Source organism: Pseudomonas sp. TH08, assembly GCF_016651275.1.
GTDB lineage: Bacteria > Pseudomonadota > Gammaproteobacteria > Pseudomonadales > Pseudomonadaceae > Aquipseudomonas.
Genome location: NZ_JAEKEE010000004.1, coordinates 906,266 through 925,894 on the forward strand (window position 1 = coordinate 906,266; position 19,629 = coordinate 925,894).

At 58.0% G+C, this 19,629-nt stretch carries 25 protein-coding genes; 11 read left to right on the forward strand and 14 right to left on the reverse strand.

Annotation, left to right across the window (positions count from 1 at the left end):
* Nucleotides 1-94: 94 nt before the first annotated feature.
* Nucleotides 95-979 carry a LysR substrate-binding domain-containing protein gene (locus tag JFT91_RS21005; protein ID WP_201233713.1) on the forward strand — a complete coding sequence of 295 codons (885 nt, stop codon included), beginning with the start codon at nt 95-97 and terminating at the stop codon, nt 977-979.
* 204 nt (nt 980-1,183) lie between these two features.
* Here JFT91_RS21005 and JFT91_RS21010 read toward each other — a convergent pair whose 3' ends face one another.
* Both JFT91_RS21010 and JFT91_RS21015 read right to left on the reverse strand, forming a co-directional pair.
* On the reverse strand, nt 1,184-1,789 hold the full coding sequence (locus JFT91_RS21010; RefSeq protein WP_201233714.1) for a DUF6338 family protein: 606 nt from the start codon (nt 1,787-1,789) through the stop codon (nt 1,184-1,186).
* A gap of 269 nt (nt 1,790-2,058) precedes the next feature.
* The gene (locus tag JFT91_RS21015; protein WP_201233715.1) at nt 2,059-3,261 is read right to left on the reverse strand and encodes an NAD(P)/FAD-dependent oxidoreductase; all 1,203 of its coding nucleotides are present in this window, start codon (nt 3,259-3,261) and stop codon (nt 2,059-2,061) included.
* Nucleotides 3,262-3,554: 293 nt separating this feature from the next.
* Between JFT91_RS21015 and JFT91_RS21020 the strand changes: the two genes are divergently transcribed.
* Entirely contained in the window at nt 3,555-4,103 is a 549-nt protein-coding gene (locus JFT91_RS21020) for an RrF2 family transcriptional regulator (RefSeq protein WP_201202958.1), read from the forward strand.
* Between the two features lie 72 nt (nt 4,104-4,175).
* Here JFT91_RS21020 and JFT91_RS21025 read toward each other — a convergent pair whose 3' ends face one another.
* Nucleotides 4,176-4,511 (reverse strand): hypothetical protein, encoded by a 336-nt coding sequence (locus JFT91_RS21025; RefSeq protein WP_201202955.1) that lies wholly within the window; start codon nt 4,509-4,511, stop codon nt 4,176-4,178.
* A gap of 186 nt (nt 4,512-4,697) precedes the next feature.
* On the opposite strand from JFT91_RS21025, the gene JFT91_RS21030 reads away from it, so the two are divergent.
* Nucleotides 4,698-4,937: a hypothetical protein gene (locus JFT91_RS21030; RefSeq protein WP_008085812.1), complete on the forward strand. Its 240-nt coding sequence runs from the start codon at nt 4,698-4,700 to the stop codon at nt 4,935-4,937.
* A gap of 67 nt (nt 4,938-5,004) precedes the next feature.
* Here JFT91_RS21030 and JFT91_RS21035 read toward each other — a convergent pair whose 3' ends face one another.
* On the reverse strand, nt 5,005-5,202 hold the full coding sequence (locus JFT91_RS21035) for a DUF2188 domain-containing protein (RefSeq protein ID WP_201202953.1): 198 nt from the start codon (nt 5,200-5,202) through the stop codon (nt 5,005-5,007).
* Between the two features lie 226 nt (nt 5,203-5,428).
* Here JFT91_RS21035 and JFT91_RS21040 point away from each other — a divergent pair, with 226 nt between their 5' ends.
* The gene (locus JFT91_RS21040; protein WP_201233716.1) at nt 5,429-5,791 is read left to right on the forward strand and encodes an NUDIX hydrolase; all 363 of its coding nucleotides are present in this window, start codon (nt 5,429-5,431) and stop codon (nt 5,789-5,791) included.
* 15 nt (nt 5,792-5,806) lie between these two features.
* On the opposite strand, the gene JFT91_RS21045 is transcribed toward JFT91_RS21040, so the two are convergent.
* The 3 genes from JFT91_RS21045 to JFT91_RS21055 all read right to left on the reverse strand — a co-directional run bounded on the left by JFT91_RS21045 (nt 5,807) and on the right by JFT91_RS21055 (nt 8,139).
* Entirely contained in the window at nt 5,807-6,049 is a 243-nt protein-coding gene (locus tag JFT91_RS21045; protein WP_201202949.1) for a DUF1652 domain-containing protein, read from the reverse strand.
* A 111-nt stretch (nt 6,050-6,160) separates the two neighbouring features.
* The gene (locus JFT91_RS21050; RefSeq protein WP_201233717.1) at nt 6,161-7,060 is read right to left on the reverse strand and encodes a polysaccharide deacetylase family protein; all 900 of its coding nucleotides are present in this window, start codon (nt 7,058-7,060) and stop codon (nt 6,161-6,163) included.
* Nucleotides 7,061-7,191: 131 nt separating this feature from the next.
* Nucleotides 7,192-8,139, reverse strand: a complete 948-nt coding sequence (locus JFT91_RS21055; RefSeq protein WP_201233718.1) for an ABC transporter substrate-binding protein — start codon at nt 8,137-8,139, stop codon at nt 7,192-7,194.
* 295 nt (nt 8,140-8,434) lie between these two features.
* Between JFT91_RS21055 and JFT91_RS21060 the strand changes: the two genes are divergently transcribed.
* From JFT91_RS21060 to JFT91_RS21075, 4 genes are all read left to right on the forward strand, one after another.
* Entirely contained in the window at nt 8,435-9,415 is a 981-nt protein-coding gene (locus JFT91_RS21060) for an aliphatic sulfonate ABC transporter substrate-binding protein (protein WP_201202943.1), read from the forward strand.
* Nucleotides 9,416-9,476: 61 nt separating this feature from the next.
* The gene (locus JFT91_RS21065) at nt 9,477-10,319 is read left to right on the forward strand and encodes an ABC transporter permease (RefSeq protein WP_201233719.1); all 843 of its coding nucleotides are present in this window, start codon (nt 9,477-9,479) and stop codon (nt 10,317-10,319) included.
* 45 nt (nt 10,320-10,364) lie between these two features.
* Nucleotides 10,365-11,045, forward strand: a complete 681-nt coding sequence (locus JFT91_RS21070) for an SOS response-associated peptidase (RefSeq protein ID WP_201202939.1) — start codon at nt 10,365-10,367, stop codon at nt 11,043-11,045.
* Nucleotides 11,046-11,389: 344 nt separating this feature from the next.
* Nucleotides 11,390-11,662, forward strand: coding sequence for a hypothetical protein (locus JFT91_RS21075; RefSeq protein ID WP_201202937.1), 273 nt, complete (start codon nt 11,390-11,392; stop codon nt 11,660-11,662).
* A gap of 46 nt (nt 11,663-11,708) precedes the next feature.
* Here the strand turns inward: JFT91_RS21075 and JFT91_RS21080 are convergent, their stop codons facing one another.
* The 3 genes from JFT91_RS21080 to JFT91_RS21090 all read right to left on the reverse strand — a co-directional run bounded on the left by JFT91_RS21080 (nt 11,709) and on the right by JFT91_RS21090 (nt 12,931).
* Complete coding sequence (locus JFT91_RS21080) at nt 11,709-11,858, reverse strand: hypothetical protein (RefSeq protein WP_201233720.1); 150 nt, start codon at nt 11,856-11,858, stop codon at nt 11,709-11,711.
* A 63-nt stretch (nt 11,859-11,921) separates the two neighbouring features.
* Nucleotides 11,922-12,233, reverse strand: a complete 312-nt coding sequence (locus JFT91_RS21085; RefSeq protein WP_201227112.1) for a branched-chain amino acid transport AzlD family protein — start codon at nt 12,231-12,233, stop codon at nt 11,922-11,924.
* On the reverse strand, nt 12,233-12,931 hold the full coding sequence (locus JFT91_RS21090; protein WP_201233721.1) for an AzlC family ABC transporter permease: 699 nt from the start codon (nt 12,929-12,931) through the stop codon (nt 12,233-12,235). Before JFT91_RS21090 ends, JFT91_RS21085 begins: the two co-directional genes overlap by 1 nt.
* A gap of 132 nt (nt 12,932-13,063) precedes the next feature.
* Here JFT91_RS21090 and JFT91_RS21095 point away from each other — a divergent pair, with 132 nt between their 5' ends.
* Nucleotides 13,064-13,450 (forward strand): DUF2784 domain-containing protein, encoded by a 387-nt coding sequence (locus JFT91_RS21095; RefSeq protein ID WP_201233722.1) that lies wholly within the window; start codon nt 13,064-13,066, stop codon nt 13,448-13,450.
* Here the strand turns inward: JFT91_RS21095 and JFT91_RS21100 are convergent.
* A complete protein-coding gene (locus JFT91_RS21100) occupies nt 13,447-13,974 on the reverse strand; it encodes a DUF3087 domain-containing protein (RefSeq protein ID WP_201233723.1) in 528 nt (175 codons plus the stop codon). The genes JFT91_RS21095 and JFT91_RS21100 overlap by 4 nt on opposite strands.
* 224 nt (nt 13,975-14,198) lie before the next feature.
* On the opposite strand from JFT91_RS21100, the gene ppnN reads away from it, so the two are divergent.
* On the forward strand, nt 14,199-15,572 hold the full coding sequence (gene ppnN, locus JFT91_RS21105; RefSeq protein WP_201233724.1) for a nucleotide 5'-monophosphate nucleosidase PpnN: 1,374 nt from the start codon (nt 14,199-14,201) through the stop codon (nt 15,570-15,572).
* Nucleotides 15,573-15,770: 198 nt separating this feature from the next.
* Here ppnN and JFT91_RS21110 read toward each other — a convergent pair whose 3' ends face one another.
* The 3 genes from JFT91_RS21110 to relB all read right to left on the reverse strand — a co-directional run bounded on the left by JFT91_RS21110 (nt 15,771) and on the right by relB (nt 18,410).
* Nucleotides 15,771-17,210 carry an FAD/NAD(P)-binding protein gene (locus tag JFT91_RS21110; RefSeq protein ID WP_201233725.1) on the reverse strand — a complete coding sequence of 480 codons (1,440 nt, stop codon included), beginning with the start codon at nt 17,208-17,210 and terminating at the stop codon, nt 15,771-15,773.
* A 178-nt stretch (nt 17,211-17,388) separates the two neighbouring features.
* Nucleotides 17,389-17,721, reverse strand: coding sequence for a hypothetical protein (locus JFT91_RS21115; protein WP_201233726.1), 333 nt, complete (start codon nt 17,719-17,721; stop codon nt 17,389-17,391).
* 125 nt (nt 17,722-17,846) lie between these two features.
* A complete protein-coding gene (gene relB, locus JFT91_RS21120) occupies nt 17,847-18,410 on the reverse strand; it encodes a type II toxin-antitoxin system RelB family anti-toxin (RefSeq protein WP_201148570.1) in 564 nt (187 codons plus the stop codon).
* A gap of 85 nt (nt 18,411-18,495) precedes the next feature.
* Here relB and JFT91_RS21125 point away from each other — a divergent pair, with 85 nt between their 5' ends.
* Nucleotides 18,496-19,431, forward strand: coding sequence for a DMT family transporter (locus JFT91_RS21125; protein ID WP_201233727.1), 936 nt, complete (start codon nt 18,496-18,498; stop codon nt 19,429-19,431).
* The last annotated feature ends 198 nt before the right edge of the window (nt 19,432-19,629 follow it).

Below are 19,629 nucleotides of genomic sequence, written 5' to 3' on the forward strand. Positions count from 1 at the left end.
TGCGTCAGGCTCCGCCATCTAATGCTGCCCATGTTCATTGCTGGCGAACATTGGGACAACCGTAAATTCGACCCGCTATTGATGACTTTTCCGAATGAATCCGCGCACGCTCACCCCTTCCATGTCGTTATTACTGGCCTTCGAGGCGGCCGCGCGCCACGAAAGCTATACCCGCGCCGCCCACGAACTGTCGCTGACACAAAGCGCCGTCAGCCGTCAGGTACAGATTCTCGAGAAGATGCTTGGCATGCGCCTGTTCAATCGCGAGGGGCGCAAAGTCGTGCTGACCGATGTCGGGCGCATGTATCAGCGCGAACTGGCTGAGGCACTCGGGCAAATCCGCAGTGCCACCCTGCAAGCGATGGCGTTCGGTTCCGGCATTCACAGTTTGCGCTTGGCGACGCTGCCGACTTTTGGTTCGAAGTGGCTGCTGCCGCGCCTCAAGGATTTCTACACCGCGCACCCGGGCATGACCGTACACCTGCATTCGCGCATCGAAGCCATCGACTTCGACACCAGCGAAATCGACGCGGCAATTTGCGTCGGCGGCGGTGAATGGCCGGGGCTGACGTCACTGCCCCTGCACACCGAGGAACTGGTGGTGATCGCCAGTGCGCAATTGTCGGCCGCCGAGCGCAAAGACGCCGAGCAGCAGATTGCCGGGCAACTGCTGCTCAATGTCAGCAGCAATGCGCAGGCGTGGGCCGAATGGTTCAGCCATCACGGCTTGCCGCATCGCAGCATGCGCATCGGCCCGAGCTTTGAAATGACCTCGCACTTGATTCAGGCCGTGCGCGCCAACATTGGCGTGGGCCTGGTGCCGCGCATTCTGGTCGAGGACGAATTACTCAATGGTGAGTTGCTGCAACTGGGCGAGCCGATCACCAGCCGACGCAGCTATTACCTGGTGTATCCGCCGCGCAATGAAGCGCTGCCTTCGCTGAAGGCGTTTCGCGATTGGCTGGTGGAGACGGTTTGACCGCGGGCGTGCGACAACGGACCACTAATCCTGGATAACTGCCGCGCCAATGAAGCGCCGCTTATAAAGCGGCGCGCCCGGCGTGTTAGCGCTTTGGTGCTGGAGGTGGTGCGCTGGGGCCTTTCAGGCTTGGTGAAGGCTTACCGTCCGGGCCGACAAAAAGCCGCGCCACGTTGGGAGGCATTGGTTGCGTTGCTCTGGCAGTCATGTCGAACCCTCTGATAGCGGGCTAAATTCAACCCATTGGACCCTCGCGGAATCTATCACCAAATACTCAGCGCCAAAAGACGCCACCGTTCCATCACTTTTCAACCACCTCGGGTTTTGCATCACAAACTGACCTTGGGCAGACTCCGGAGGCCACTCTGCGGGCCAGCCGAAAAGGCGCCTATCATCGGTCAAATGCAGCGTGACCAGACGATGATGCTGCGCGAAAGTGCTGAACCACTCACTGGGATAGGAAGATTGTTTCGTCAGATTTCTGCCACGCAACCACCCGTGCAACTTGCCGCTGGTGGCAAGGCGACAGAAAAACAGACCGAGCGAGATTGAAACAACCAGAGCCCACAGTGTTTCCGCCTTGGCACTCCACGGACCAACTGAGATGCCTTTGGTCCCTACCCACAAACATATTCCTCCGATCCCCGACACTGTTCCTTGAATAACAAACGTAAAAATCAACGCCTGCACAATCTGACCAAATGTATCCGGTCGCCTGAACGCTGTGAGCGAGTAAAAAATCCAGGTCGATAGAAACCCTGGAATCAAGTACTGCAATAGCGGAATCACCTCTTTAACCAGATCATCCATGATCCGCATCTCCTTCAGATATCGAAACAATCCATCCCGCCCATCTCTTTCCAATGCTGGCGTGCTGAAGCCTAGCCGACTCAAAAAGCCGCCCACGCACAACTGTCACTTCTCATTGCAGCCGCTGATCTGCACAAGGCCGGGTCAGCGCCGCGCCCTTCTAGCGCAGCGACAAACTTGAAAAACATGCGTCAAGAAGCTTGGTAACAGTCTGTTGCGCAGACAAAAAAATCCCGCTGAATGAGCGGGATTGTTCTGCACAGCCTGAATTACGCCACAGGAATCATCGGATCCGCCGCCGCGAGCGCACTCACGCGATCAGCCGCTGGCGGATAAATCCACTGGGTGTTGATCTGAGTCTTCAGGGTTTTGCCTTCCTGCCTGACCAGTTTCACCTGACGATCCCAACCCTCGGTGTACACCGCACCCCAGGCACCGAGATCCAGACAGGTCACGTATTTCGGCTGGCTGTACGGCGTCGGATCGACGCCGAGCAGCTGCGCCGCGACGTTATTGCCCGCATAACGACCCAGCGAGATCGCGTGCTGGCAGGTCATCAGTGCGTAGTTGCCGAGGCTGTCGGTGGCAGCGTACGCCACGTCGCCCGTGGCGAAGATGTCGTCCTGGCCGATGACTTTGAGGTGCGCATCGACGTGCAGGCGACCTTGTTTATCGCGCTCGCCCGGAATCTGCTCAGTGAGCGAGCTGGCGCGCACGCCAGTGGTCCAGATCACGGTGTTCGCTTCGATACGCTGACCGTCCGACAGTGTCACGCCACCGGCATCGACCGACTGCACAGAAACGCCCAGGCGCCATTCAACACCCAGCTCTTCGCTGGCCTCGACGATGGACTTGCTGATCTCTTCGCCCATCGAAGCGCCGATCTTCAGTCCGCGATCAATGACGATCACCTTGAAATCAGCGCCCTCAGCGAAAATCTCGCGCAGACGTCCGGGCAGTTCGGTCGCCGTTTCGATCCCGGTAAATCCGCCACCGGCTACAACCACGGTATTGCGCGCCTGGCTGTGCGGCAGGTCTTTCAGGGATTTCAAATGAGCCTCCAGACGGATGGCCGCTTCTATGCGATCAACATCGAAGGCGTGCTGAGCAACGCCTGGAGTGCCCGACTGGGCCAGACCGCTGCCGCTGGCCAGAACGAGTTTGTCGTAGTGGAACGTCTGTTTCTGACCCGACGCATCGGTGTAACCGACGGTTTTCGCCGCCACGTCAATGGTCTCGGCGGCGCCTTTGATGAAGTGAACGCCGACCACTTCGAACAGTTCGTGGAGCGGCGCTGCCAGTTGATGAGCATTCGGCTCATAGAAGCGCGGACGCACGCGCAACTCTGCCTGCGGCGCCAGAACGCTGATCTCAACGTCTGCACGGCCCTGAAGATCAACCAGCCGTGCCGCACTCAACGCCGACCACATACCGCCAAAACCTGCACCGATAACCAGAATTTGCTGCTTCATTGTGACGCTCCAGAAAACGCCTAGCGACTGAAAGAGAGAAAATCGAATTCGTTTTGAGTCAGTCACTGCCAACTCAATAGCGCCGACTGTATTGATCGGAGATAATTCTCACAAGTCAGATTATCCGATAGGTTTGATCGGATTTATCGATGACATCCAGAGCGAAAAACTTGGATAAATTGCACGCACAAAGGGCGTAAAGCCGCATACAGGTAGATTTCCCACTGTTTCCGCAGATTGCCGACTCAGGTCACGGCTGGTAGTATTTACGACAAATTCAGTCGGAATTAGATATGTCTCTTTACAGTGCTGGGGTCGAATACGGCATTCATTGCCTGGCCTTTCTGGTAGGCAGCGGCGGTGACAGCCGCGAGGCCAGCGTGCGCGATCTTGCGGAGTTGCAAGGTGTTCCCGTGGAATATCTGGCGAAGATTTTCACCAAACTGGCCAAGGGCAAACTGGTGGTGGCCAGTGAGGGCGTACGCGGCGGCTTTAGCCTGGCGCGGCCAGCCGATGAAATCACCCTGCTCGACATCGTCAACGCCATCGACGGGCGCAAGAACATTTTCGAATGCCGCGACATCCGCGGGCGTTGCGCCCTGTTTGAGGGCAATCCGCCGGAGTGGGCAATAGAAGGCACCTGCTCGATTCACGGCGCGATGATGACGGCGCAAAAGCGCATGGAAGAAGCCCTTGCCCAACAGACCATCCTCGACATTGCGAGAAAGGTCGGGCGCAAGGCACCCGCGGAATTCGGCCAGCAAGTGGAAAACTGGATTCAGGATCGGCGAGAGAAAAAAGGCAACGTTGGCAGCATCCCCCTGACCGATATTTCTGACTGAGCGCCGCCCGCGGGCATAAAAAAAGCAGAAACCGTTGCCGCGGTTTCTGCTTTTTTGTACCTGAAAACAGCCTTACAGGCAGTCGCGCACCGATTTACGCAACGAGCCGGACTTGGCCCAGGGCGGCCCCTGATACAACGACACCCGGCTGCCATCCTTGTATTTGACGACATCGAGGATTTCGTCGGCAGTAATGACGCTCGGCGCGGTGATGCGATAACCGTTGGAGATTGACGTTTGCGTAGTCTTGGCAACGTCTTGCTGCCACAACGGTAATACACAGGCGGCATAGTCTTTGGGTGCCTTGCCGCTGGTCTTGCTGACATTCGGCTCACCCGGCACCAGTGACGCTGGCAACGAGCACCCTGCCAACATAACCAACGCCAAACTACCGATCCACATCCGCATGGTGTTTCCCTGCTCTGAAAAAAAGCGAATGTAACGTGTAACAGGGTGCACATCCATCGTGGCGCTGCGCCTTTGTGCATGTTTGGACAATTTTTCACAACCGCTCGGCCCAATCACCGACAAGCCTTGCCCCGCAGGCACAAAATACGACTACTCTTTTCTACCGAGAACGTTCTGGAGGTGATCATGCGGCTCAATGAATACGAACACGAACTTCAGCGCGACCTGCAAAGCGTCGCATCGGATTTACGCTGGTCGGCTGTCGACCTCAAACGTATCGCTGAGCAGTTGCGCAAATCCGGCAACGAAGCGGATGCGCAAACTGTATTGAGATCCTGCGAAGTGTTGCAAAGCGATGAAGAGCGCTTGCAGCTCTATGCAAAGGAAGTGAAAGCACGCGCGATCAGTCGCACCAAAGTCCACTGATCGCGAACTGACCCCGCCCGCAAACAAGAAGCCCCGGCAATCCCCGGGGCTCTTTCGTTACCTTCAATCAGCGTGTCGTGTGACTTTGCACGCGTGCCGAGCGTTTTTTGTAGCCGGGAAGTGCTGCGGCATACGCCAGCGCCTCCTCTCTGTTGGCAAACGACGCGAGCCGGTCACCCTGCGTGCAAACACGCCACGGGCCGTTGTTCACACTGAGCACGTCATAGCCGTTCATGTGCATCTTGTTCAGCATCGGAATGCTCATGGGCACCTCCTTTTTGCTAACGGTGGGTTCAGCTTCACGCTTTTACCTTACACCCGGAGCCCCATCAGGTGCCAACGAGGTATTGCCCTGCCCCCCGACGGGCCGAGGCGCAGGCACTTTTCACTCATGCACATGCTCCAAGTCCCGACGGAACCTTTGAATTCGGCCTCGGCTCGAATATTGCAAATTCATTACATTTTTATGACGCGTGGTAACCAGGTAACAGATGAAAGTACGTGCAACCGTCATTTGCGAACAGGATCGCCATGTTCTCCTGGTACGCAAACCCCGCTGCCGCTGGACATTGCCCGGCGGCAAAGTCGAGCCTGGAGAAACCCGCGCCCATGCGGCTGTGCGCGAATTGCAGGAAGAAACCGGGTTGGATGCCGACGATGTGTTGTATTTGATGGAATTGCAAACCGGCAGCACGCGGCATCACGTCTTCGAAGCGTCAGTGCTGAATATTGACGACCTGCGCCCGCAAAACGAGATCATCGATTGCATCTGGCACCCGCTGGACGCGGTGCAGAATTTGAATACCAGCGAGGCAACGCTGCAGATCGTCCAGGCGTTTCAACGGCGTCTATAAAAGGTCAGCAAGGAATCAGCCGGCGAAAGCCCTGCGCCCCGCACTGATTTCGGTGCGCAACTCACCGATAAAATTGGAAATGTCACGAATCGTGACGAGATGCTCCGGGGAAACGCCATTCAGCAGCAATTCCACGCGCCCGCTACAGGGCTCGTAGACTTTGATCTGCAGCAGCCCTGGCGACGTCTCAATGCAGTCGCATTTGAACGCTGGAAAGCCGGACTCGACGATGTGGCAAATGTCGGTAATGGCAAGCATGGGCGCACGCCTCGCAGGCGGTGAATCGATCGATCCGTTGAGCATAGATGAGCTATTTGTGTCGTGCTCGACACCAGAATGCCAACTCGCTCACAACTTCCGCGCGCTTACTCAGTGGGCATCGTGATCCCAGACCCAGTTCCAGATACCCGGCAACTCCACTGCCTCCGAACTCTGCTGAACCGTGCGTGCCAGCGCGGCTTTCTCCAGTGCCACGTGATCATCATAAAACGGCTTGTCCGCCAGCCTCACGCCCGTGGTCGCAGCGCTGTCGAGGAGGATTTGCAGGTATTCACGGGTATGTCGCGCGGTGTAACGGTTAAGGTCGTGAAAGGTCACCACCACCGGAATCACGCCATCGACCGTGGGAAATTTCCCCAGCGCAATCTCTTCGCGCACGACCGATAGCTGACGCAACAGGTTCGCCCGACGACGCGGGCTGGCATTGAAACCCCAGATCTTGCCGTCATTGGCACTCAAATCCGTAAGCAACACATGCAAGCCATGCTGTTGATAGGCGGCGAACGTGCGCTTGTCGTAATTCCAGAACGGCGGTCGCAGCAACGTCGGTTGAGCGCCGGTAATGGCGGCGATATCAGCCGTGCCATTGGTCAACGACTCTTCGAGCTCCTGCGGATCAAGCGAGCGATGGTTGGTGTGCCAGTGGGTCGCGGTGTGGAAACCGAGGATATGCCCTTCAGCGTGCTCGCGGCGCATGATGCTGCGCCCAATGTCGCTGTTGCCGGCGCGGGGCGCGCGGGTCTGGACGAAAAATACCGCTTTTATGTTCGCTTGCAGCGGGTTGTCCTTCAGGCTGTCGAGTACCGTCGCCGAAGGGTTCCAGAAACTCGAGGCACTGGGGCCATCATCGAAGGTCAGCAGGAAACGCACCGGCGCCTGCGCCTTGAGGCGGGTTTCGGTTTGCGCGGTCATTTCAATCGGCGCAGCAATGCAGCCGGCCAGCCCGAGAGCAATCACCGCTGCACATACAAGTTTGAATCCGGAGGTCATGTTTTGCCTTGAGCCCGACCACTGTGGTCATGTTGTCGATTGGCAAAACTCCTTCGCCCTTATCCCTCCCTGCGCCCGGATCTGCGAGCCGGGGTTGGATAAGGTACACAGGGTTTGGTTCCGGCGCTCGTTCAGTTAGCCAACGCCTGTTCAAAAGAGCTGTCGATAATCCCCGCCGTGGCCAGCGGTGCCGGCAGCGCTTTGACTTTGAAGAGGAAATCCGCAGTGCTTTGCAGGTCTGCGGCGGCTTGCTGATCGACCGGCCCGACGGTCATGTGCGCCTGGCGCAACCAGTGCCGCGAAACCTGCTGATCGAGATTGGCCTTCTTCGCCCACAGGTCGGCGTACTCGTCGGTATGGCTGTCGACCCAAGCGCGCGCCAACTTCAAACGCCCGAGAAAATCGGCGATGGCTTGACGTTTACTGTCGATTGACGGGGCGGAGGCTGCGATAGCGCTGAGCCCCGGCATCAGATTTTTTGCCGTGAGAATCGGTCGCGCACCGGAGAACACGATCTGCTGGGAAATGTACGGTTCCCACACCGGGAACGCATCGATGCTGCCTTGCGGCAACGCGGCGGCGGCATCGATCGGCATCAGTTTGACGAAGTCGACGTAATTTTCCGGCAGACCGCCCTGCTCCAACGCGCGCAAGGTCAACTGCTGACTCCAGGCGCCTGGCCAATAGGCGACTTTCTTGCCCTTCAGGTCGGCGATGGTTTTTACCGGTGAGTCCTTCGGCACCAGCAACGCGATGGTGTCGGGGTTCTGGCGTGACACGCCGATCAATTTCACCGGCGCCTGTTTTGCCGCCAGAAACAGAAACCCCGAATCGCCTAAAAAACCCAGGTCGAGCGAACCGGTTTGCAACGCCTCGGCCAGCGGTGCTGCTGCCTGGAAGTGTTTCCAGTCGACCGTGTAAGGCGCGTCTTTCAATACGCCGGACGCTTCCACGGAAGCGCGGATGTTGTAGTAGTTCTGATCACCCACATGCAGAACCACCGGCTCTGCGGCGTAAGAAAGAGGGGAAGTAAACACTGCAGCGGTCAGCGCGCCGCGGAGGAACCGGGATAGCTTCATGGCGAGTCCTGCAAAATAGGGATTGCATAGACCATAACGCTCTTGATATTCGGTTTTGAAATTCGATTAATGCATAAGCTCATCACTGTCGATTTCTACTGTTTGCTCAGCAACAGCGGCTGACTGAACTGTTCCCTGCGCAACAGTTAAAAAACCCTGAACAGCGTCAAAACCCACGTAATCCGGCCCTTCGGCACACATGGCACAGAGCCTGCAATATTCCATTCATGCAGGACGCATTCGTTAAAAATATCTTTTTGGACATAAAAAACCTGTGCATTCGCCGGAGCGCCCCATGACATCGTTCTTTCCTCTTTTTAAAACTCTGCTGGTCGCCAGCGCCCTGGCGCTGGCCTTGAACCCGGTCGCCCACGCGGCCGAAACTGCGCCGACGGAAGTACACCTGGATTACGCCTACTACTCGCCAGTGAGCCTGGTCCTGAAGAATTTCGGTTTCCTCGAAAAAGCCCTGCCCAATACCAAAGTCAGCTGGGTACTGAGCCAGGGCAGCAACCGTTCGCTGGAATACCTCAACAGTGGCGGCGTTGATTTCGCCTCCAGCGCCAGCCTCGCAGCCGTCTTGAGCCGCGCCAACGGCAGCCCGATCAAATCGGTTTACGTTTATAGCCGCGCCGAATGGACGGCGTTGGTGGTGCGCAAAGACTCGCCGTATCAATCCATCGCCGACCTCAAGGGCAAGAAAATCGCCGCCACCAAAGGCACCGATCCGTACCTGTTCACCTTGCGCAGCCTGCAACAGGCCGGGCTGAAAAAAGACGACGTTGAACTGGTACACCTGCAACATCCGGATGGCCGCACGGCATTGGAGAAAGGTGATGTCGACGCCTGGGCCGGCCTTGATCCGCACATGGCCGCCAGTCAGGTACAGGCGGGTTCGCGCTTGCTCTACCGCAACCCGGCCTTCAACAGTTACGGGGTGATCAGCGTCACCGAGCAGTACGCCAAAGAACATCCGCAAACCATCGATACGGTGATCAAGGCTTACGAACAGGCCCGCGACTGGGCGCTGAAAAACCCTGACGCGTTCGCCGCCCTGCTCGCCAAGGAATCCGGACTGCCGCTGGACGTGGCCAAGTTGCAGTTGTCGCGCACCGACCTCAGCAGCCCGCAGCTCACGGCCAACGACATAAGCGCCTCGAAGGCTGCTGCGCCGATTCTGGTCTCCGAAGAGCTGGTGCGTCGCGGGGTGAATGTCGATCAGGTGATCGACCAATTGCTCGACAGCGGTGTGCAGCAAGCCGTCGCCCGCCAGTAATCGAACAGGCTCACCGCCAATCCGCGCGCGTCGCGGATTTGTCGTGAGCGGAGCCACATTCATGACGAGTCACAGCAAAGACCTGCCCGTACCACTCGCCGCGCCACGCCGGCAGTCAGCTCTTCTCAACCCGGCATGGCGGCGCCGCGGCAAAGGCCTGGCCTTACCGGCGCTGATCGTAGTGCTGCTGGAAATAATCGTACGCATCGGCTGGCTGCCGTCTTACCAGATGCCTGCGCCGAGCGAGATAGCCCTGACCCTCGCCGACCTCGCTGAAGGCGCTTTGTGGAAACACATCGGCGCCAGCCTGGTTCGCGTCCTGCTGGGGTTTGCCATTGGTGCCAGTCTGGCGCTGGTGTTTGCCGCGTGGGTCGGTTTGAGCCGCGAAGCCGAGGCGTATCTGGAGCCAACCTTCGCCGCGCTACGCGCGATTCCGAGCCTGGCCTGGGTGCCGCTGTTGTTACTGTGGCTGGGCATCGACGAGACCTCGAAAATCGTCTTGATCGCCATCGGCGCGTTTTTCCCGGTGTACGTCAATGTCGTCGCGGCCATTCGCAACATTGATCGCAAACTGGTGGAGGTCGGTCATATCTATGGCTTCAGCCACTTGCAACTGGTGCGGCGAATCTTGCTGCCCGCCGCCCTGCCCGGCCTGTTCACCGGGTTGCGCAGCGGCATGAGCCTGGCGTGGATGTTTCTCGTTGCGGCCGAGTTGATCGCTGCCACCAAAGGCCTGGGATATCTGCTCAGTGACGGCCGCGAAACCTCACGCCCGGACATCGTGCTGGCGGCGATTATCGTGCTGGCCTTGCTCGGCAAGCTCAGCGACGGCTTGCTCGCGGTGCTTGAACGACGCTGGCTGACCTGGCGCGATGCGTTCACCGGTCAGGGCGCGCAGGACTAGTACAAGGAAGCGACTACGCTGAAATTTCCTACCGGAGATTCAGCCATGTGCGGAAGACTCTCGCAGTACCGAGGCATCCACGACTTCGTCGCCGTCCTGAGCATTCCCGATGCGTTGATCAATCATGTCGGCGATGCGCCGCTGAGTCGCTACAACGCCGCGCCGACCACATCGCTGGCCGTGCTCCACCAGCATGAGCAGGCGTTATACGCCGACAACTTGCGCTGGGGCTGGCGCCCGCACTGGGCCAAGGACCGCGCCGCGCCGATCAATGCGCGGGTGGAGAAAGTCGCCCATGGCCCGTTCTTTCGCGCGATCTGGCGCCATCGGCTGATCGTACCCGTCGACAACTGGTTTGAATGGGTCGATGACGACGACAAAACCCGACAACCCTGGCTGATTCGTCGGGCAGATCAAGGGCCGGTTTTCTGCGCAGCCATCGGTCAGTGTCCTACGCCCCAGGTGCAGGCTCGGGACGACGATGGCTTCGTGATCATCACCGCCGACAGCGTCGGCGGAATGCTCGATATCCATGACCGACGGCCCGTGGTGTTCCGCGCAGACTTGGTGCACGAATGGCTCGACCCGGCGACGCCTGCCGAACGCGCCGAACAAATGCTCCTGTTCGAAGGCGAAAGCCCGGAGGCCTTCGAATGGCACAAAGTCGGCAAAGCAGTGGGGAACTCACGCAATCAGGGCGCCAACTTAATTATTGAGCAAGCCTAAATATCGCCGAATGCCCCCCGTTCTCTCATGTAGGAGCTGCCGCAGGCTGCGATCTTCTGACTTTGATTCTTCGCAAAAAATATCAAGATCAAAAGATCGCAGCCTGCGGCAGCTCCTACCGGTGAGCCGGTGGTGTTACAGGGGGTGTTTCATTCTTGAGACAGCTTTAATAAAACAGTCGTTTGAGCGAACTAACCGCCTGTCTGACATTTCAATCGTCATACATACATTTAGAGGCGCTACGGATAGCATGCGCGCCGCCTTTCCGATTGACATACCAGTTGACCAAAGAGTCAACAGTCAGGAATCCCCTACAACTTTTACAAGCCTTGCAGAGAACTAAGTTGCGCGACGATTTTGCAATCAAACAGGTCGGTGGCCTGGAGTGTATTTATCTGTCGATGACAGAACGCTTTGAACTCGACTGTTTTATCGGCCACTACATCAAGACCCGAAACCTGCGTAGCGTTCCCGATATCGAACGCGTCCTGCGCAGCACCCTCGAAGGCTATCCAGGTCACCCGCCGGTGATGGTCAACGAGCTCAATGCCTGGATCGACAGAACGCTGGGATATCGGGCTTCACACCCCGATTTCACACAGCTGGACGATATTTGAAACGACGAAAAAGCCCCGCACCAGCGGGGCTTTTTGTTTCCGTCGTTCAGGGCTTCAAAGGACGTTCCTGATCCCGATCCGACAGCTCTCTGCTGTCGTCGTGTTTCCAGGTTTGCTCTTCTCTTTTCTTTTGCTTTTCGATCTCCGCTTCTGTTGGCTCATCCTTTTCATCCGGACGCGTTTTCTCGGTTGCCATGCTCACCTCGCTTGCAGAAGGAGTTCACATCGATAAAGCGTAGATCAGTTTTCATCAGACAACTTACAACCACCAACGCAGTAAAAAGAAGAAGACCATGCTCAATAACATGCTGAGCAATGTATTACGGGTGTAAATGACCAGTGCTATGGCAACCAGCGAACTAAGCAGGTACGGATTATCCCACTGCAAATTCAACTGTTTGTCCGGCATAAACACAATGGGCCCGCAGATCGCCGTGAGCATTCCAGGCACTGCAAAACCAAGAAATTGCCGCGCATTACTGCTCAAGCGAACCGGCAAACGCGGCTCGAGAAACACATAGCGATTGAGGAACACCAGAATCCCCATGCCGAAAATCACTGCCCAAACCATCATGTGCGCCCCCAATACAGCTTGTTGCAGATAAACCCGGCAGTCATGCCCGCCAACCCCGACAGCACCAGCGCCGAGCCCCACTGCCAATAGCTGAACAGCACCGAGCAGAACAACGAAACCGCCACGCAAACCACCGTTGGCACGTTACGCACCACCGGCGTGATCAGGGCAATGAAGGTCGCGGCAATCGAGAAGTCCAGCCCCAGGTGTTCCAGGCCGGGAATGCTGCTGCCAAGGACAATGCCGACCAGAGTGAAGAGGTTCCAGGCGATGTAAAACGTCAGCCCGACACCCAGCGCATACCAACGATTGAACTGCTGGCGATCATGCTGGCTGGTCAGCGCAAACAATTCATCGGTGAGCAAAAAGCCCAGGCCAATCCGCCAACGCCCCGGCAGCGGTGAAATCACCGAGCGCATGCTCATGCCGTAAAGCAAATGTTGCGATGTGAGCAGCAGCGTGGTCAGCAGAATCGAGAAAATCCCCGCGCCGCCCTTGAGCATGCCGATCGCCACCAGTTGCGCAGCGCCGGCAAAGACAATGCTCGACAAGCCCTGGCCTTGCAGTGGCGTGAGGTTGGCTTCGATCGCCATGGAACCGGCGAGCAGGCCCCACGGCGCAGTGGCCAATGACAGCGGCATGATCGCCGCAGCACCGCGAAGGAACGCACTGCGCGGCATAAGTGAGTCAGACATAACGCTCTTCAACCGAGGAAACAGCCCACGACTGTGCCAGCAAAAACACCGCCCGGTCTTGAACAATCTTGCGCAATTGCCCAGGCCCTGCGCGTAACATAGCGCCATTCACAATTGCGTCAGGAAGACACCATGCTGTACCGAATCGCAGCCGACGGGCTGGTGCTGTTTCATTTGTGCTTTATCTTGTTCGTGCTGTTTGGCGGGCTGCTGGTACTCAAGTGGCCGCGCCTGATGTGGCTGCATTTGCCGGCCGCAGCCTGGGGCGTTGCCGTCGAAGTGCTGCACTTGACTTGCCCGCTGACGTACTGGGAAAACCTCATGCGCCACGCCGCCGGGCAGACTGAATATGCGGGCGGTTTCATCGAGCATTACATCTGGCCAATCATCTACCCGGCTGGGCTTACCCCGCAGATCCAGTTAGCACTCGGCAGCGTAGTCTTGGCGATCAACCTGTTGGTTTACGGGCGCCTGATTCGTTCGTGGAAACAGCGCCGCGCCAGCCGCATCGCGCTTTAACGCGACGCGGGTTTCAAGGCTTCCAGCCAGGCCGGATCCAGGCGCGCCTGATCGGTATCGAGACCGAGCGCCTGCATCCGCTCTTTATGCGCTTCGACTTCGCGCCACAGTTGCCCATGATCGCTGGAGTTACCGTCCAGTTCATGCATCTGCATCAACGCCAAATGATAGAAGCGCAGCACCTTCATGGCCGTCGGATCATTCTTCTCAACCGCGGCCGTCACCTGATGCATCACATTGGTGATGCTCATCAGGTTGCGCTTGAGCCGCCAGCTATAGACGGCCGGCGCCATCCACGTCTGATGCCAGAAACGCCCACGCAACAACCCCGCCGTCAGCAGAAACGCCAGAAACACTCCGCCCACGTTAAAGCGCAGGTTGTCACCGCCAGGCTCGCCGAACAGTGCCACTGCGACGCTGGAAAACAGCATCGCCAGCACCAAAAACAGCACGGCAATAATGATCGTGCTGCGCCGGGTCTGCTGGCGAAAAGTGGCGGCATCCATCGGCTGAATTTCGAACATCACAAATGACTTCCTTGAGCGACAAAAGGGGCAATCAAAAAAACTCGCCGACGCATTATCGCCTCAACGAGGGATTTAGCTATGCTGGGGCTCCTTTTCATCTTTTCAGCGTCCAACGGGGACATGGCGGTACAGCGCAGATCGTGCCATCTTCATTCATGGATACACACTATTCGGATGCCATCCGCCTGGTTTTGGGATGACATCGTTTTAAGGATCATTGCATGACCCAACGACACGTAATCAATGCCTCGGTCAGCCCGAAAGGCAGCCTGGAAACCCTTTCTCAACGTGAAGTTCAGCAACTGAGCGAAGCCGGATCCGGCAGCACCTACACGCTCTTCCGCCAGTGCGCCCTGGCCATCCTCAACACCGGCGCCCATGTCGATAACGCCAAGACCATTCTCGAAGCCTACAAGGACTTCGAAATCCGCATTCACCAACAGGATCGCGGTGTACGCCTGGAGCTGCTGAACGCTCCGGCCGACGCCTTCGTCGACGGCGAAATGATCGCCAGCACCCGCGAAATGCTCTTCAGCGCCCTGCGCGACATCGTCTACACCGAAAACGAACTCGACAGCCAACGCATCGACCTGAGCACCTCACAGGGCATCAGTGATTACGTTTTCCACCTGCTGCGCAACGCGCGCACCCTGCGTCCGGGTGTCGAGCCGAAAATCGTCGTGTGCTGGGGTGGTCACTCGATCAACACCGAAGAGTACAAATACACCAAAAAAGTCGGCCACGAACTCGGCCTGCGCAGCCTCGACATCTGCACGGGCTGCGGCCCCGGCGTGATGAAAGGCCCGATGAAAGGCGCGACCATCGCCCACGCCAAACAGCGCATTCACGGCGGTCGCTACCTCGGTCTGACCGAGCCGGGCATCATCGCCGCCGAAGCGCCAAACCCGATCGTCAACGAGCTGGTGATCCTGCCGGACATCGAAAAACGCCTGGAAGCCTTTGTGCGTGTCGGCCACGGCATCATCATCTTCCCGGGCGGCGCCGGCACGGCTGAAGAGTTCCTCTACCTGCTCGGCATCCTCATGCACCCGGACAACGAAGGCCTGCCGTTCCCGGTAATCCTGACCGGGCCGAAACATGCCGCAGCGTATCTGGAGCAGCTCGATGCATTCGTCATCGCGACCCTCGGCGAGGCCGCTAGGCAGCACTACGAAATCATCATCGACGACCCCGCCGAAGTCGCACGGCAGATGACTCAGGGCCTGAAAGCGGTGAAACAGTTCCGCCGCGAGCGCAACGACGCGTTCCATTTCAACTGGCTGCTGAAGATCGACGAAGGCTTCCAGCGCCCGTTCGATCCGACCCACGAAAACATGGCCAACCTGAAACTGCACCGCGACCAGCCACCGCATGAACTGGCGGCGAACCTGCGCCGGGCTTTTTCGGGCATCGTCGCCGGCAACGTCAAGGACAAAGGCATTCGCCTGATCGAAGAACACGGGCCGTATCAGATCCGTGGTGACGCAGCGATCATGCAACCGCTGGACGCGCTGCTCAAAGCCTTCGTCGCCCAGCACCGGATGAAGCTGCCGGGTGGCGCGGCGTACGTGCCGTGCTATCGAGTGGTGGCGTAACTCTTTCACTTACCACGCTACAAATGTAGGAGCGAGCCTGCTCGCGATAGCGGTAGATCAGTCACCTTTTATATCGACTGAACCACCGCTATCGCGAGCAGGCTCACTCCTACAGGTTCTGTGGTGTAGCACAAATGGTGTTTACAACCAGAGTCCTGTGGGAGCGAGCCTGCTCGCGAAGAGGCCCGAAAGAGCACCTCAATTTTCCGACGTCCCCACCAACCGCGCCGCCAGTGCCTTGGCCTGCAACGCCACATCCGTCACCGCCGTACTCTCCCACCACATCCCGCGCAGCGGCGGCCCCATGGCGAATAACCGATTTGCGACCTGCCCGTTTTCGTTCAGCACCGCACCGTCAATCGCAGCCGCAATCCCCAACGCCAACGGCCCCGGTTGCACCAACCCGCGACCCAGCAGCTGTTGCGGCAAAGGTCGTGCGACACGGCGCCAGTCGTACTCGATGCCACTGGAATTGATCAATGCCGCGCCATGGATCACGCAGGTTTCAGCCTCACCACGGCGACGAATACGGATAGCCACGCCGTCCTCCGCTCCCGGCTCAAGCCCTTTGAACGAAGCCGCCTGAATCCGCAATCGACCTTCTTTGTGCAACCGCTCAACGAGTTCGGCACTCAGCGGCGGCGAACGATGATGATGGCTTTCCCACCACGGCCGCACATGCCGTACGAATTGTCGCCGTTGCACATCAGTCGCCTGACTCCACAACCGCGGGATATGCACCCGGACGGTGTCCAGCGGCGCCTGCCAGTCGACGCCTTGGGCGATGGCATCGCGGCAATGCCGACGCACTTCGTGCAGTAGCTGTCGCGGCGTGCGAATACTCGGATCGTCACCCAGAAAATCCGCCCACGATGGCGGTTGCCGACGCACATGCGGCAGCAAGCCGTGGCGCGAAAACACCTCGATCGGCCCGCGATGCCCGGCCTGCTCCAGCGAAACAACGGCGTCAACCATGGTCAGGCCGGAGCCGATGATCAACACGCTGGATTGCGGATCGAGCTGGCGCATGGCGGTGACGTCCCAAGGGTCGAGCGCCGCGGCGTTAAGGCCACTGGATCGAGTTTGCGGCGTGCGTGCGGCGGGAAACATACCCGTGGCGATCACCGCGAATGCTCCCTGCAGGTTTTGCCCGTCGTTCAACGTGAGCCGCACCGAATCAGCGTGCATCTGCAGATCAACCACCTCTGCCTGCACGTGCTCGACGGTGGAACCGTGTCGAGCGCCAACCGCTCGCGCCTCGGTCAGACGTTGCTGCACGTAGACACCAAACATTCCGCGCGGCGGGAACAGCTCGCAGACCGGCACATTCTGCTCGGCAGACTGCGGCCAGCCCCCTGAGGCAATGTGTTCGGTCAGCCATTGCGTCAGATCATCCGGGTTATCCGGATCAACGCTCATGCGTGCGGCATTGCCGTTGAGCGTGTGGCCCAATTCGACAGCGCTGTAGGCTTCGCCTCGGCCAAGTTCGGCGCGCGGTTCAATAATCAGAATCGTGCGCTGAACGGGCAGACGCAACAATTGCGTCGCGAGCATCGTGCCACTGAGGCCACCACCGATGATCAGGATGTCTGCAAAACGGGAAGAAACAAATGACTCCGTGTGGATCTGCTCACGCATAGCTGTTTACTAAGAGAGTTTATTCCGGGTAACAGTATGCTTAATCGCTGCTCTTATCAGCTCGTCTTTTTTAATGCCTGGGAGGGATCCCCACCAAATAAAGCAGTCGACGAGAACCGGAGGTTAGCGAAATAAATCCCGTCTGATCGCACAGACGGGCTGCTCCACCTCAACTCACCTATTTTTCAACGGCGGGAACAATCTTGTAAAAAGCCTTCTCCGAGGGAGAATCATTCCCGCCCCCACCGACATAAACGACGTAGTAAAACGGGATATTCCTGTTGTCTGAATATTTCTCTAAAACTTTTTTCGGGATCTTAAGTTCGCCCCCAGCCTCCGGATCCAGTTCTATCGAACCCACTGACTCCGCGGATTCTCCGATGAATACATCAGCCTCGTCACCATCCGTAGGGTTTGGCACCGGATGAATAACAGCTGTGGCGAATTCACCTAGGTTCTGAAGGCTAATAACGCCATCCACGGCTTCTTTAATACTGAGTGGCTTGAGCATTTGATCATTCCTTTTTAAATGTCCAATGGAGTTTGTTGCGATGCCATTGGAACCACACAGACTCCCTTCGTCTACTGTCAGAAATTACAGGTACCACTACTTTTCCGATCAGCGGCAGTCTAGAACTAGATCACCACATTACGCACAAACCGCGCGGCCACTTCACCATCGTTTCGATAGGCGTGCGGCTGGTTGCTGGCAAACATGAAGAACTCCCCGGTGCCGATGTGCTGTGGCTGATCACCCAACATCAGCGTCAGACAGCCCTCGAACACGTAGATTTGCTCACTCCAGCCGTCGGCATCCGGCTGCGATGGGTAAACCTCACCCGGTTGCAGGCACCATTCCCATTGCTCGACTTCACGGGTCGCGGTGGCTTTCGACAGCAATACAGCTTTACTGCCCGGGATGCTTCCGGCCCATGCCACTTCGTTGATTCGGCTCGGATCGCGCGCGTCGGGTGCCTGGATCAAGTCGCTGAAGGCAACGTCGAGTGCTTCGGCAACGCGATCCAGAGTGGTCAGGCTGACATTCTTTTCGCCCGCCTCGATCGCCACCAACATCCGCCGACTGACCCCGGATTTTTCCGCAAGCGCGGTCTGACTCATGTCCGCCGCATGGCGCAAGCGCCGAACGTTCTGGCTGACGTGCTGGAGGACGGACATTCTTTGGCTGGAATCTTTGGGCACTATATTGCTCACTCGGTGGGGTTGGGCAGTATACTGCGCAACGTTGGGCGCATTGTGCGTCCTGCCTTTTATAGTGCGCAAGGTCATGACGTCGGCGAACAACTCCCCCACTTCCCTCCGTTTCTCCCGTTTCAGCAAAGCCGAATGCGTGTTGGTGCTGATTACCATGGTCTGGGGCGGCACATTTTTGCTGGTTCAGCACGCGATGACCGTCAGCGGGCCGATGTTCTTCGTCGGCCTGCGCTTTGCGGCGGCAGCGTGCATCGTTGCGCTGTTCTCCTGGCGCCATCTGCGCGACTTGACCCTGTTTGAACTCAAGGCCGGCGCCTTTATTGGCGTAGCAATCATGCTCGGTTACGGCTTGCAGACAGTCGGGCTGCAAACCATTCCAAGCAGTCAGTCGGCGTTCATTACTGCGCTGTATGTGCCGTTCGTGCCGTTGCTGCAATGGCTGGTGCTGGGACGGCGGCCGGGGCTGATGCCGAGCATCGGCATCATGTTGGCGTTTACCGGGCTGATGCTGCTGTCGGGGCCATCGGGCGCCTCGCTGAATTTCAGCCCCGGTGAAATTGCCACGCTGATCAGTGCCATCGCCATTGCCGCCGAGATCATTTTGATCAGCACCTATGCCGGGCGGGTTGATGTACGCCGGGTGACCGTGGTGCAACTGGCGACGACGTCGGTGTTGTCGTTTCTGTTGGTCGTGCCAACCGGTGAAGTGATTGCGGATTTCTCCTGGACGCTGATGGTGACTGCGCTGGGATTGGGCGCGGCGAGTGCGGCGATTCAGGTGGCGATGAACTGGGCGCAGAAGAGTGTTTCGCCGACGCGGGCAACCTTGATCTATGCCGGTGAGCCGGTGTGGGCAGGGATTGTCGGGCGGATTGCCGGGGAGCGGTTGCCGGCAATTGCGTTGCTGGGCGCCGGGTTGATTGTGGCGGCGGTGATTGTCAGTGAGTTGAAGACCAAGGGTCAGGTCGTCGAGGCAGAGGAAGAGCTGGAGCGGGAAACACAGGGTTGATCAGCAACATTTCAGCGTCTGCCCCAGCGCTTTCGTGAGCAGGCTCGCTCCTACATTTTGAAATACATTCCAATGTGGGAGCGAGCCTGCTCGCGAAAGGGCCATCTGCCACGGCATCCCTGCCCGCTGAAACAATGCCAAACAGTTAATTTCAGACTACTTTGTAGGATTCTGAGACATCCTGGCGTTTGGTGATCG

What these genes read in the sequence shown, in the direction of transcription:
- JFT91_RS21005 (WP_201233713.1), top strand. Translation starts at nt 95, where the DNA reads ATGAATCCGCGCACGCTCACCCCTTCCATGTCGTTATTACTGGCCTTC.
- JFT91_RS21010 (WP_201233714.1), bottom strand. Translation starts at nt 1,789, where the DNA reads ATGGATGATCTGGTTAAAGAGGTGATTCCGCTATTGCAGTACTTGATT.
- JFT91_RS21015 (WP_201233715.1), bottom strand. Translation starts at nt 3,261, where the DNA reads ATGAAGCAGCAAATTCTGGTTATCGGTGCAGGTTTTGGCGGTATGTGG.
- JFT91_RS21020 (WP_201202958.1), top strand. Translation starts at nt 3,555, where the DNA reads ATGTCTCTTTACAGTGCTGGGGTCGAATACGGCATTCATTGCCTGGCC.
- JFT91_RS21025 (WP_201202955.1), bottom strand. Translation starts at nt 4,511, where the DNA reads ATGCGGATGTGGATCGGTAGTTTGGCGTTGGTTATGTTGGCAGGGTGC.
- JFT91_RS21030 (WP_008085812.1), top strand. Translation starts at nt 4,698, where the DNA reads ATGCGGCTCAATGAATACGAACACGAACTTCAGCGCGACCTGCAAAGC.
- JFT91_RS21035 (WP_201202953.1), bottom strand. Translation starts at nt 5,202, where the DNA reads ATGAGCATTCCGATGCTGAACAAGATGCACATGAACGGCTATGACGTG.
- JFT91_RS21040 (WP_201233716.1), top strand. Translation starts at nt 5,429, where the DNA reads ATGAAAGTACGTGCAACCGTCATTTGCGAACAGGATCGCCATGTTCTC.
- JFT91_RS21045 (WP_201202949.1), bottom strand. Translation starts at nt 6,049, where the DNA reads ATGCTTGCCATTACCGACATTTGCCACATCGTCGAGTCCGGCTTTCCA.
- JFT91_RS21050 (WP_201233717.1), bottom strand. Translation starts at nt 7,060, where the DNA reads ATGACCTCCGGATTCAAACTTGTATGTGCAGCGGTGATTGCTCTCGGG.
- JFT91_RS21055 (WP_201233718.1), bottom strand. Translation starts at nt 8,139, where the DNA reads ATGAAGCTATCCCGGTTCCTCCGCGGCGCGCTGACCGCTGCAGTGTTT.
- JFT91_RS21060 (WP_201202943.1), top strand. Translation starts at nt 8,435, where the DNA reads ATGACATCGTTCTTTCCTCTTTTTAAAACTCTGCTGGTCGCCAGCGCC.
- JFT91_RS21065 (WP_201233719.1), top strand. Translation starts at nt 9,477, where the DNA reads ATGACGAGTCACAGCAAAGACCTGCCCGTACCACTCGCCGCGCCACGC.
- JFT91_RS21070 (WP_201202939.1), top strand. Translation starts at nt 10,365, where the DNA reads ATGTGCGGAAGACTCTCGCAGTACCGAGGCATCCACGACTTCGTCGCC.
- JFT91_RS21080 (WP_201233720.1), bottom strand. Translation starts at nt 11,858, where the DNA reads ATGGCAACCGAGAAAACGCGTCCGGATGAAAAGGATGAGCCAACAGAA.
- JFT91_RS21085 (WP_201227112.1), bottom strand. Translation starts at nt 12,233, where the DNA reads ATGGTTTGGGCAGTGATTTTCGGCATGGGGATTCTGGTGTTCCTCAAT.
- JFT91_RS21090 (WP_201233721.1), bottom strand. Translation starts at nt 12,931, where the DNA reads ATGTCTGACTCACTTATGCCGCGCAGTGCGTTCCTTCGCGGTGCTGCG.
- JFT91_RS21095 (WP_201233722.1), top strand. Translation starts at nt 13,064, where the DNA reads ATGCTGTACCGAATCGCAGCCGACGGGCTGGTGCTGTTTCATTTGTGC.
- JFT91_RS21100 (WP_201233723.1), bottom strand. Translation starts at nt 13,974, where the DNA reads ATGTTCGAAATTCAGCCGATGGATGCCGCCACTTTTCGCCAGCAGACC.
- ppnN (WP_201233724.1), top strand. Translation starts at nt 14,199, where the DNA reads ATGACCCAACGACACGTAATCAATGCCTCGGTCAGCCCGAAAGGCAGC.
- JFT91_RS21110 (WP_201233725.1), bottom strand. Translation starts at nt 17,210, where the DNA reads ATGCGTGAGCAGATCCACACGGAGTCATTTGTTTCTTCCCGTTTTGCA.
- JFT91_RS21115 (WP_201233726.1), bottom strand. Translation starts at nt 17,721, where the DNA reads ATGCTCAAGCCACTCAGTATTAAAGAAGCCGTGGATGGCGTTATTAGC.
- JFT91_RS21125 (WP_201233727.1), top strand. Translation starts at nt 18,496, where the DNA reads ATGACGTCGGCGAACAACTCCCCCACTTCCCTCCGTTTCTCCCGTTTC.